At 39.2% G+C, this 12,410-nt stretch carries 11 protein-coding genes; 1 reads left to right on the forward strand and 10 read right to left on the reverse strand.

Going from position 1 to position 12,410, the window contains the following annotated elements; genetic code table 11:
- Window positions 1-154: 154 nt before the first annotated feature.
- Window positions 155-2,200: a DUF349 domain-containing protein gene (locus HWE15_RS15770; RefSeq protein WP_290508501.1), complete on the reverse strand. Its 2,046-nt coding sequence runs from the start codon at window positions 2,198-2,200 to the stop codon at window positions 155-157.
- 48 nt (window positions 2,201-2,248) lie between these two features.
- On the reverse strand, window positions 2,249-2,818 hold the full coding sequence (locus HWE15_RS15775) for a YqgE/AlgH family protein (protein ID WP_290508502.1): 570 nt from the start codon (window positions 2,816-2,818) through the stop codon (window positions 2,249-2,251).
- 106 nt (window positions 2,819-2,924) lie between these two features.
- Between HWE15_RS15775 and pdxH the strand changes: the two genes are divergently transcribed.
- Window positions 2,925-3,560 (forward strand): pyridoxamine 5'-phosphate oxidase, encoded by a 636-nt coding sequence (pdxH, locus tag HWE15_RS15780; protein ID WP_290508503.1) that lies wholly within the window; start codon window positions 2,925-2,927, stop codon window positions 3,558-3,560.
- On the opposite strand, the gene bshB1 is transcribed toward pdxH, so the two are convergent.
- From bshB1 to HWE15_RS15820, 8 genes are all read right to left on the reverse strand, one after another.
- Window positions 3,561-4,280, reverse strand: coding sequence for a bacillithiol biosynthesis deacetylase BshB1 (bshB1, locus tag HWE15_RS15785; RefSeq protein ID WP_290508504.1), 720 nt, complete (start codon window positions 4,278-4,280; stop codon window positions 3,561-3,563).
- Window position 4,281: 1 nt separating this feature from the next.
- Window positions 4,282-5,322, reverse strand: coding sequence for a M23 family metallopeptidase (locus HWE15_RS15790; RefSeq protein ID WP_290508505.1), 1,041 nt, complete (start codon window positions 5,320-5,322; stop codon window positions 4,282-4,284).
- Between the two features lie 7 nt (window positions 5,323-5,329).
- Window positions 5,330-6,274 (reverse strand): thioredoxin-disulfide reductase, encoded by a 945-nt coding sequence (gene trxB / locus HWE15_RS15795; protein WP_290508506.1) that lies wholly within the window; start codon window positions 6,272-6,274, stop codon window positions 5,330-5,332.
- 143 nt (window positions 6,275-6,417) lie between these two features.
- Complete coding sequence (locus HWE15_RS15800; RefSeq protein ID WP_026951708.1) at window positions 6,418-7,281, reverse strand: RNA polymerase sigma factor RpoD/SigA; 864 nt, start codon at window positions 7,279-7,281, stop codon at window positions 6,418-6,420.
- Between the two features lie 56 nt (window positions 7,282-7,337).
- Window positions 7,338-9,485, reverse strand: coding sequence for a polyribonucleotide nucleotidyltransferase (pnp, locus tag HWE15_RS15805; RefSeq protein ID WP_290508507.1), 2,148 nt, complete (start codon window positions 9,483-9,485; stop codon window positions 7,338-7,340).
- Window positions 9,486-9,582: 97 nt separating this feature from the next.
- Complete coding sequence (gene rpsO / locus HWE15_RS15810; protein WP_290508508.1) at window positions 9,583-9,858, reverse strand: 30S ribosomal protein S15; 276 nt, start codon at window positions 9,856-9,858, stop codon at window positions 9,583-9,585.
- Window positions 9,859-9,918: 60 nt separating this feature from the next.
- The gene (locus HWE15_RS15815) at window positions 9,919-11,709 is read right to left on the reverse strand and encodes an LptF/LptG family permease (RefSeq protein ID WP_290508509.1); all 1,791 of its coding nucleotides are present in this window, start codon (window positions 11,707-11,709) and stop codon (window positions 9,919-9,921) included.
- 68 nt (window positions 11,710-11,777) lie between these two features.
- On the reverse strand, window positions 11,778-12,173 hold the full coding sequence (locus tag HWE15_RS15820; RefSeq protein WP_290508510.1) for an START-like domain-containing protein: 396 nt from the start codon (window positions 12,171-12,173) through the stop codon (window positions 11,778-11,780).
- Window positions 12,174-12,410: the final 237 nt, after the last annotated feature.

Below are 12,410 nucleotides of genomic sequence, written 5' to 3' on the forward strand. Positions count from 1 at the left end.
CTACTGATTACAAGTCAGTTGCTCTACCAGCTGAGCTAAAGAGGCTTTCCTTTAACGTGGTGCAAATATATGCGCTCCACTTTTTTGCTCCAAATGCAAATCCATGATTTTTTCTTTCCCAAAGCTATCTTCCTCACTTTGAGTCAGAAAAAATTTAAAATTCCCGAAGAATGGAAAGTTTTTTCTTCAACTTTTCAATCTCTTCTTCTGCTTTTTGAATTTTTGCATCAAATTGATCCTTCAACTTATCTGCTGTCTTTGATGCCGCAAAGAACTCGAGGTTATTTTTCCAAAGGGTGATATTATTTTCCAAATCTGCAATTTGCTTTCGGATCCCATGTTCTTTTTTATTCATGGTTTTGATTGCATTTGGATCACCTTGAATACGATTCAAATTCAACCTGAAAAGGAAATCTTCTCGATCAAAATCCTCGGATAGCTTTTCGAGATAGGTATCTACCGAAGCCTTGAATTTATTCTGAACCTCCTTCATATTCTTCCGAGGAACGAATCCAATTTCATTGAACTGCTGTACCAAATTGGTAATTTCTTCTTCTGAAGGACTTTCTGATGCTGCTTTTACGATTTGGTCACACAGATCCAACTTCTTTTGATAATTTTCCTCGTATTCAGAATTAGCTTGTTTATTGGCATTTCTTCTATTATCAAAGAAATAATCGCAAGCACCTTTAAATCGTTTGTAAAGAGCATCCCGATTCTTTTCAGGCATCGGTCCCAACTTTTTCCACTCCTGCTGCAATTTGATCATTTCATTAGCAGTAGATTGCCAATCCGTGGATTCTTTTAAGCCTTCTGCTTTTTGAATAAGTTCCTCGGCTTTCGAGGCATTTGAAGCTCGAATCTCGTCCAATTCCTTGAAGAACTGGTTTTTATGGCTGAAAAACTGTTTGAAAGAACTCCAAAATGCCTTATTGATCTCTCTCCCCTTTTCTCGAGGAACAGGACCAATCTTTTCCCAAGCTTTCTGGATTTCAAGTATTTCTTTTGTCTTTGTATTCCAATCCTTGATTCGGTCTCCTTTAAAATCCAAGAAGCTTTTTAACTTTTCAATAAGCGCTTCTTTTTCATCCTGATTCTTCTTGAAAACCTCTTTTTGGCTATCGTAGAATTCTTTGCGACGATCATAGATCGCGTCAGAAGCCGATTTAAATCGTTGCCAAAGAGGCTCTTGTTCTTCTCGAGGAACTGGCCCAATATGCTTAAATTCCTCGTGGAGCTCATTAAGAGATTTAATTGCTTCTTTAAGGTCCGCAACGTCTTTTAATGCTTCGGCTTTTTCACACAACTCCAATTTGCTTTCCAAATTTTTCTTGCGGTCAAGTTCTTTGAGCTCAAAATAGATGCTTCGATTATCATAGAAGCGATCCATCAAAGCATTATAACTAGCCCATAAATTACGGTTTTGGGAAGCAGGAACCGGACCGATAGATTTCCACTCTTCCTGAATGGCTTTAATGGCATTCATACTAAGCGTAGTCTCCTCGCCATCTACCAATTCCCGAAGCTTATCTAGCAGTTGGTTTTTGAGCTCTAAATTCCGCTCCTTGACTTTTTCAGCCTCTTTGCGAATAGCACTTACTCTAGTCTTATACTCGTAATAATATTTATTGAACTCTCTTTCTTCGTCAGATGGTCGGAAATCAAAATCATCTTCAGCACCACCATCAGCCTTGAATTTTTCCAGCGCTTCGTCTCGCTCTTTATGCGTGATTTCATCGAAAGCTGCTTTGATTTCATTGATGATACGATCGATTTTTAGAAGGTTTGATTCATGATGGACTTTTTCCTTGATGAGTTTCACCAAGGCAGCCTTCCCAAGACCTTCCAAATCCAATTCTTCATCAGAATCATGATCATCATCTTCATGCTCATCCTCCGAAGATTCATCTTCTCCAGTATCCTGTTCACTGGTAACCTCTTCAGGGGCAGCCGATGAAGATTCAACTTCGGACTCTTCCTTTACAGGTTCGTTCACATTGGATTCAGCTACTGTTTCATTTGCTTCATCCTCTGGTTGTTCAACCTTCTTAGAGTCCTCTGCAATCACAGATTCAACCTCTGAATCTGACTTTGGAGAATCATTTTCTAAATTTTGTTCTGTCTTACCTGTTGCTTCCAAATTTTCGGATGCTTGGGTCACCTTGTCCTCTTGGGACTTTTCTTTACTGTTATCAGTCATAAAAACACTACTATTTCAAGTCTCTATGGGCAAATGTATGGATTTTGGCTAATTTAATCGTGGGTCAGTGGGATAATTTGCAATAACCTTAAATTCCCCTCCCATGCTTTTTAAAAGGCTTCGCCAAAGTTCATCTGGTGTGCTGGCAAAGGTCTCTAATTCCAGTTTTTCTCGGCAAATTATCCAAACATTTTCCGCTAATTCATCAAGTAATTGACCAGGCCCCCAACCCGAATAACCCAAAAAGAACCGAATGGAATCCTCTGGAATAATACCGGTCTTTAAACCTGAAACCAAATCTTGAAAATCTCCACCCCACCACAGATCTTCTCCAATGGCTATACTACCCTCCAGTTTCTTTTCTCCACAATACACAAAATGAAGCGTATTTTGCTCTACAGGACCACCGACATAGACCTCCATATCCAAAAACTCTAATTCTTCTACAATTTCACTTAACCGCAAAATAGAAGGTTTGTTGAAAACTAAACCAAAACTACCTTCCTCATTATGTTCGCAAAGCAAAACAACGGATCGAGAGAAATTTTCATCCTGTAAAAAAGGCTCGGAAATTAATAAATCACCGGCTTTTGGAGTCGAAATACCATCGTTCTTCATTGGCCTTAATTTTTCATTTAATCTCAGGAAAAATATAGGTTGAAATTTTATAAATGCAATACTGATTGTACTTTTATTCCTAAAGAAAAATAAACAGCAACGCTATATGGATATTGCATCTATACGTAAAGAATATACTCTTAAGTCATTAGAAATCAAAGATGTAAATAAGCATCCGTTTACCCAATTTCACCATTGGTTTCAAGAAGCGGTCAATGCCAAGGTTTTGGAAGTCAATGCAATGACTCTTTCGACTCTTAGCCTGGACGCCTATCCAAATGCACGCATAGTACTTTTAAAAGAGTTAGATTATGGCTTTGTGTTTTTTACCAATTATGAAAGTGAAAAGGGACGGGAGCTACTTCATACTCCTAAAGCAGCCCTGACCTTTTACTGGGGCGAACTTGAAAGACAGGTTAGAGTCATAGGAGATGTTGAAGTAATCTCTGAAGAGCAATCTGATAAGTATTTTACCAGCCGGCCCATTGGTTCCCAAATAGGGGCTTGGGCATCTCCCCAAAGTGAAAAAATCAACTCCAGAGAAATTTTGGAAAATCGGATTGAAGAGTTGAAAAAGGAGTTTGAACACAAACCTTTAAAAAGACCCCCTCACTGGGGAGGTTTTCGTGTAATCCCAAATAAAATAGAATTTTGGCAAGGAAGACCTAGCCGATTGCATGACCGGATTCTCTACGAATTAAACCAAGAGGGAACCTGGACAATATCCAGGTTAGCTCCCTGATTATTTCATATCAAATAGATTGTCTACGCCAATCATCCGCTCGACCGTAAATCCTTCACCATAAGTTGCAAGGATCTTATGGCCCATTTCACGGGCTCTTGCCTCGATAAAAGGCAAAAAGTCTGGGTCAGAAATAAAGCTTTCCGGCTCTTTACTATTCGGATCATAGAACTGGGATTTAAAAGCCAAAATGCTCTTGATCTTAATATCCCAATAATCTGTAATATCGACCACAAAATCTGGTTCGATGTAGTTGTTTTGGATAAAATGATAAACAAATTTTGGTCTCCATGGCTCTTGAAGTACTCCATCCAATGAAGTCTCAATTTTTCGAAGTCCGCTCATAAAACAAGCATTGGAAGCCAAAGAAGAACCTTTTCCATGATCAGGATGCCTATCAGTTACAGCGTTGGCTAGTACAATATCGGGTTGATACTTACGGATAACTTTCACCAATGCCAATTGGTGACTTGCGTCATCTTTATAGTAAACATCCTGGAATCCCATATTTTCTCTTGCAGAGAGGCCAAGGACTTTTGCGGCTTGAGCAGCTTCTTTTACCCGGGTTTCAGGCGTACCTCTCGTACCCATTTCACCCTGAGTTAAATCTACAACCCCCACTTTATAACCTTTTGCCACATGTGCAGCAATGGTTCCGGAGCATCCAAGTTCTGCATCATCCGGATGCGCTGCGATTACCAGAATATCTAATTTGCTCATTTTATCGAATTCTTAGATTTTGACCTACTCGTAATATACTTCTAGTTGAAATTCCATTAAGACGCGTAATAGCACTAACAGAAACCCCATATCTTCGAGAAATAGCACTTAGGGTCTCTCCTCTTTTTACACGGTGGTAAACGCGTTGCCTAGCAACAGCAATATGTGAAAAAGTCTCGGGAGTGATTAAATATTCCTGACCGATGATTTTTGACTCCCCAAAATCATAGACTAATTCAGGATCAAATGCCAAACCCCGATATCGTAATTCATAATGCAAATGCGAACCGGTACTTCGACCAGTATTCCCTCCTTTTGCAATCAAATCCCCTGCCTTAACTTCTTGTCCTTCATCAACCAAGATTTTGGAAAGATGTCCGTATAAAGTTTCTAAACCGTTTTTATGGCGAACTACCAGAAAATAGCCATAGCCATACCGGTCATAGGATCTGATTCTAACAATTCCATCAAATGCTGCAAAAACAGGATTACCGGTTACTAAATCAAGGTCTGTCCCATAATGCCATCTTCTCCAGCGATAACCAAAACGGGATGTGATAGGTGTTTTTTCCAATGGCATTTTCCATTCATAGCCAAAAAATGGATCGTAAAGCCTGATTTTTACAGTATCTTGAAAATTATTGATATCGAAATTGTAGATATCGATTTTTTTGGAATCCCAGGTGGAATAATACTCATAGGCAGTCACCCAAATACTATCAATCAGGACCTGCTCTGAAACTTTGGCTAGTCGGTTGGTCGGAGCCCAGATCATGTAATCCTGATCTTCTGAAACAATAGATCTGACTTTCCCCAGATTCACATTGTTTTTAAAAATGATGGAGTCTGTAATGGAAGATAAGGTTCGTAAATAGGATTCCTGATCAAATCCTCTTAATTCAATGTTTTTACGTTCCTGAATCTCAGTTTGGGTTTCACCCCTATCTTTTTTAATGATTTTAGGAAAAATTTGAGCATTGGAATGAGTAAATCCAATGCTCAGCATAATTCCTAAAACTAGTATCAATCGAAGATACTTCATGTATGATTTAATGAATTTCCATTTCTGCTAAATAACGCTCCGCATCGAGTGCTGCCATACACCCAGTACCAGCCGCAGTAACCGCCTGACGATAAATATTGTCTTGCGCATCTCCACAAGCAAAGACGCCTTCAATATTGGTTTTGGTAGTCCCTGGGATGGTTTTGATATATCCAGCTTCATCCATATGGATAAAGTCTTTGAATACCTCAGTATTAGGCTGGTGACCAATAGCAACAAAGAAGCCAGAAATTTCTAATTCTCGTTTTTCTTGGGTTTTATTATTGACTACCCTCACTCCCTTTACTTCATGATCTCCCAAAATCTCATCGGTCTCTGTATTCCATAGAATTTCAATCTTGGGATTATTCATCACCCGCTTTTGCATAATCTGGGAAGCACGCATCTCATCTCTACGAACAATCATGTATACTTTGTTGCAAATATTTGCCAAATAAGATGCTTCCTCGCAGGCAGTATCGCCAGCTCCTACAATCGCTACATCTTGACCTCTGAAAAAGAAACCATCGCAAACAGCACAAGCAGAAACGCCCCTTCCATTCAAACGGGTCTCACTTTCCAAACCTAACCATTTTGCAGAGGCTCCAGTGGAAATGATAACTGTCTCTGCTAATAGTTGAATAGATTCATCCACGGTAATTAAATGCGGCCGTTGAGAGAAATCTACTGCCGTCACAACACCATATCGAATTTGGGCTCCAAATCGTTCGGCTTGTTTACGGAAGTCTTCCATCATTTCAGGCCCCATGATTCCTTGGGGATATCCAGGGTAATTTTCCACATCAGTCGTGATGGTCAATTGTCCACCCGGTTGTCCTCCTGTGTATAAAACTGGCTTTAATCCGGCTCTAGAGGCATAAATTGCTGCTGTATACCCTGCTGGTCCTGACCCAATGATCAGAACTTTTACTTTTTCTAAATCTTGATTCATCTGTAAATGAAATTAAGAAGGTTAAATTTTCGCAATTCCTACAAGTCAACAAAATTAGGGACTGTTAAAATTCCCAAATGTGACTCATATCATTTTTGTAAAATAATATATAAAAAGAAAAAGGGGCCTAAACCCCTTTCTATTTAACCTAAGTAAGGTTTGAGCGTTTTACTTCGCGATGTGTGTCGTAATCTTCGAATCGCCTTTTCTTTGATTTGGCGAACGCGCTCTCTAGTCAAATTGAATTTCTCTCCAATTTCTTCCAAAGTCATCGCATGCTCACCATTCAAACCAAAATAAAGGGTGATAACATCTGCTTCTCGTTGCGTCAAGGTGGACAACGCTCGCTGCACTTCTTTTCGAAGAGAGTCTGTCATCAATCCATCATCTGGTTTCTCATCTCCATCGTTTTCCAAAACATCCAAAAGGCTGTTTTCTTCACCTTGAACAAATGGAGCATCCATCGAAACGTGACGACCGGAAATTTTCATGGTATCGACCACCTCAGAAGCAGTAACTTCCAATACTTCTGCAAGTTCTTCAGGAGAAGGCTCACGTTCGAACTTTTGCTCCAATTCACTGAAGGTCTTCGAAATTTTATTAAGAGAACCTACCCTATTTAACGGGAGTCTAACGATTCGAGACTGCTCGGCAAGAGCCTGCAAAATGGATTGACGAATCCACCAAACGGCATAGGAAATAAACTTAAATCCTCTTGTTTCATCAAATCGCTGTGCAGCTTTAATCAAACCTAAGTTTCCTTCATTGATCAAATCACCTAATGAAAGACCTTGGTTTTGGTATTGCTTTGCCACGGAAACCACGAAACGCAAGTTCGCTTTGGTTAATTTTTCCAAAGCCAATTGATCACCTTCACGGATTCGCTTGGCAAGAACTACTTCTTCGTCTGCTGTTAAGAGATCGACTTTACCAATCTCTTGCAAATACTTATCAAGAGACTGACTCTCTCGATTGGTAATCTGCTTGCTAATCTTCAGCTGCCTCATTCAGAATATTATTGGTTGAATTCAGTTAAGATAATGAAATTAATACAAATCAGGGGTTAATCTTGATTTTTTGGAGCGGGTTTTTCAGGCTTTGGCAAAAGAACCTTCCGTGAAAGCTTGAATTTTCCAGTCTTTTTATCAATATCAATCAATTTAACCACGATTTCTTCTCCCGGCTCCAGAACGCCATCCATACTTTCAAGACGTTCCCATTTAATCTCCGAGATATGTAATAAACCATCTTTACCCGGCATAAATTCCACAAATGCCCCAAATGGCTGAATATTTTTCACTTTACCAGTATAAACTTCACCAATTTCAGGCTGTGCAACAATTGCTTTTACACGAGAAAGCGCCTTATTAAGGTTATCCTGATTTGCGGAGAAGATGTTGATCTTTCCTTGATTATCTACTTCCTCAATCACAATAGTGGTCGAAGTATCTTTCTGAATTTCTTGGATCACTTTTCCACCAGGACCGATAACTGCACCGATCAATTCTTTTGGAATCATCATCGTGTAGGATCTTGGAGTATGTGGCTTCAAATCTGGTCTTGGAGCGGCCAAAGTCTTCGAAATCTCTTTCAAAATATGAAGTCTGCCATCTTTTGCCTGATACAAAGCTTCCTTCAAGACACTATAATCCAAGCCTTCAACTTTAAGGTCCATCTGGCAAGCAGTGATCCCTTTTTCAGTACCAGTCACCTTGAAGTCCATGTCACCCAAGTGATCTTCGTCTCCAAGGATATCACTAAGAATAGAATATTTTCCAGTAGATGCATCAGAAATCATACCCATCGCGATACCTGTCACAGGTGCCTTGATCTGTATACCTGCATCCATCATCGCCAAAGATCCAGCACACACTGTAGCCATGGATGAGGATCCATTTGATTCCAAGATATCAGATACAATTCGAATGGTATATGGATTTTCTTCTTCTGGTGGAAGCACTTTTTTCAAAGCCCGCATGGCCAAGTTACCATGTCCCACTTCTCTTCTTCCCGGACCTCTATTTGGCTTTACTTCTCCAGTAGAAAAACCAGGGAAATTGTAATGCAAATAGAATTTGTTAAAGCCAGAAATTACAGCACCATCAATCATCATTTCGTCCATCTTCGTACCCAAGGTACAAGTGGTCAACGATTGCGTTTCACCTCTAGTGAAAATTGCTGATCCATGCGCAGAAGGCAAGTAGTCAACAACAGACCAAATTGGTCGAATCTCGTCAAGCTTACGACCATCCAATCTTTTCTTCTCATTCAAAGTTAGATTTCTAGCTGCTTCCTTATGGATTTTATGGAAATAAGGTCCAATCAGGCTCGCTTCAAACTCATGCTCTTCACCTAGACTGGCAACAAACTCTTCTTTGATAGCCTGAATCAAAGCAGATCGCTCAGATTTGTTAGCGATTTGCTTTCCTACTGATTCATATAATTTGTCATAAAGCTCAGCTCGCATCTTATCAAATAAAGCAGGATCTGACTTCTCATGGCAATATTCTCTTTTTTCTTCTTTACCAACCATTTTGGTCAGTTCAACTTGAGCCTGGCAATGACGGATAATTTCCTCATGGGCAAACTGAAGTGCTTCAACCATTTCATCTTCAGAAATTTCAGAAGCTTCTCCTTCAACCATCAGGATGTAATCCAAAGAACCAGCTACAATAAATTCCAGACTTGCTCGCTCCAAATCAGCCGGAGAAGGATTGATGACTAATTTATCGTCAATCTTCGCAACTCTTACTTCAGAAACCGGACCGTTGAATGGAATATCTGATACTGACAATGCTGCGGAAGCCGCCAATCCTGCTAATGCATCTGGAAGAACTTCTTCGTCAGATGAAATCAAGGTGATATTTACTTGCGTGTCTGCATGGTAGTCATTGGGGAAGATCGGGCGAATTGCGCGATCTACCAATCGACTAATTAAGATTTCGTAATCTGATAATCTTCCTTCGCGCTTCAAAAACCCACCTGGAATTTTACCAGATGCAGCGAACTTTTCTTGATAGTCTACAGACAAAGGTAAAAAGTCAACTCCTTCGCCAGCCTCTTTTTTGGATACAACTGTAGCCAAGAGCATGGCCTTTCCCATCTTCACAACAACCGCACCATCAGCCTGCTTGGCAAGTGCACCTGTTTCAATAATAATTTCTCTACCATCCTCTAATGTGATGGTCTTGGTGATTAAGTTTGGTAACATAAATTTTGATGATAATTTTTCTTCTGTTTTAAAAGTAAACGCGTCCAGCTGAAAAAGAAAAAAGTAAGGTTCTCAACGGGGAGAACCTTACTTAGAATTATTTTCGAATTCCTAGCTCGGCGATAATGCTTCTGTATCGCTCGATGTCTTTCTTATGAAGGTAATCTAGTAAACTTCTTCGCTTACCTACCAACTTCAACAAACCAAGTCGCGTGGAGTGATCTTTTTTGTTTTGCTTCAAATGCTCCGTCAGGTGCTTGATTCGATGAGTGAACAGGGCAATCTGTGATTCCGGTGATCCAGTATCAGTTTCAGATTTTAACCGTCCATGATTTTTAAACAACTCTTGTTTTTTCTCTGATGTTAAATACATGTTTAGCTAAATTTATTAAAACAGCTACAAAGGTAAGGCTATTAATTTGAAAATAAAATATCAAGTTATTTTTGCTTTTTGAGAAGCCAATCGCTTTCTCATCCCCTTCCACCATTCAATATAAAAGTCCGGTTCGAAGAGTCTCGCATCCTTTCTAGCTTGCTTTAAGAAGAAAAGTCCAAAGGGCAAAAGCATCACACAGGAGAACCAAGTCCCTATAATTGGGTCTGCAACTCCTTCCTTAGCCCACTTTTCCCCGGTTATGGTCAACATGTAATACACAATAAAGAAAATGATCGATACCAAGACGGGCATTCCCAAACCTCCTTTCTTTATAATAGCACCCAGAGGAGCTCCGATCAAAAACATCACAAAACAAGCAAATGCTTGAGTGTACTTTTGATGCCAGGCAATTTCAAACCTTCTATATTCTCTTTCAAAATTCTCAATTTGGACTTTTTTCTGATTGAAATTATTCTTCAAATTTCGAGCATTATTCAAAGCCATGGTAAGCGCATTGGATCGGTAGCCTCTCTTAAATACAATAGAATCAATAGAGGCTTTTTCTTCTTCCGACAAAGGAGTAAGTGTTTGCATTGAAACTTGACCTTCAACCTCATCCTCTTCCGGGTTTTCCACCAAAGCTTCCTCATCGACCAATTCAGTTGTATCTATATTTCGATCGCGATTTGCCCGCTTCAGTTGAAAAATGGAATCACTTTTAGATAGATCTCCTACAGCTTTTACTCCCAAAACTTCACTGGTATCAGGAGCTGAAACTCTTTTTTCTGGATCATCAAGGCTCTTGACCACAGTATCTCTTTTCAACAGATTTTTAGCTTCTAAAATTGAATCCTGTTTCGCTCGTTCAATCCGAGCTTTTTCTGCACGAATCGTGTCATCCTTGGATTTTCTTTCCAGAATCTCCGGTACCGGTTCCAAGGTTCTTTTTCGTGTGTAAAAAGGATAAATTCCAGCCGCTGTTTGATAGGTCAAATAACGTTGATCATTTACCAAAGTATAAATGGAGTCAAGTCCAAGCTTTATTTCAGCAATATTTTTAATCGCCCGATTGGTTGACCAAAGATCTTCTGGAGTACGGTTCAGTTGGAATTCATCCATATCAAAAATGATCACATTTTCATCAAATGTAGATCTTCTGAATTCTACCGGTTTTTCAGAAATCCCCCTAGTTGCTCTGGCTTCATTGTAGTTGATGCCATTGTAGAGCGTCAACTTCATATAATTCTCATTAAAAAATTTCTCCATCCTCCCTGAATCGGCAATGGTTACATCCAAGTTTCCAAGAATGTCATTGTGATTGTAGATGATAATATCTTTCAGGTCATTATCTCCAATTTTCTTGTTGACTTTTATACTGTACCCGGGAATACCTGCATAAAAAATCCCTTCACGGATATCCAAAGCTGGCGATTTCATCCGGATGTCATAAAGCAAACTGAACGTTTTGAGATTGACTCTAGGAACAAGATAATTATTCGATAGGTAGGCAAGAAAAACAAGAAAAACTGTGAAAACCCCTATCGGGCGAAGTGCACGGACTAGAGAAATCCCACTACTTTTAATGGCTGTCAATTCAAAATGCTCCCCAAGGTTTCCAAAAGTCATCAAACTTGAAAGCAAAACAGCCAATGGCAAAGCCATCGGGGAAATACTGATTACAAAGTATCCGATAAGCTCAGCATAAATCCAGAAGCTTAAGCCTTTCCCGAATATCTCATCGAAATACTTCAGCATGTTGACGATCAAAAGAATGAAGTCAACTACCACGAAGGTTAATAAAAATGGCCCTATAAAAGAGCCCAAAATTAATTTATCTAATTTCTTCATATAAACTCTACGCAGCTCCTTTTGAAGGCTACGAAGCTTAGAAGTCAAATTTGGCAAATCCTTAGGAATTAACCACCAATAATTTCTTTAAGTTTGCCTACGAGTCCTTCCCAAATCGCTTCAAGTTCCTCATCATCATAGCCATCTGAATAATCAATTACTTTTAAAAAGACGGTTTGGGTTAATTCATTTTCTTCCAATTTGAATTCGATGTAAGAATGATCCGTTTCATCTGGATTATTTGGATCAAAAAATTCAAATTTCACATGGGAATTGCTACGAATTGAAGCCAATCGAGCGTAATGTTCCTCATTATCAAAATCAAAAATATAGACCTTATCTTCATTGATTTTTACTGCGTCGGCAAACCACTCTTCCAATCCACTTGCTGTGCTGATATAATGAAAAAGAATTTTTTTGGAAGCATTGATTTGATAATCAGCGACAAACTTATTTTTAACCATGATTTCTAAATTTACCAGGATGAAATTTTCATTTTTTTAAAGTACGTCAACTTGCATTTAACAGTACAAGACCTCATATTTGCATTCCCATTTGCAAGGGAGCTTTACACAGTTTGAAAGAAACGTTTTCAACAATTGCAGTATTGATCGTTGGTGTTTTAATATAGGCATTAATTTGAAATATCAGTACTAAATAATTTGAAGAAATTCTGGCGAGGTAGCTCAGTTGGTTAGAGC

This window comes from Algoriphagus sp. (assembly GCF_013373065.1).
Taxonomy (GTDB): Bacteria; Bacteroidota; Bacteroidia; order Cytophagales; family Cyclobacteriaceae; genus Algoriphagus.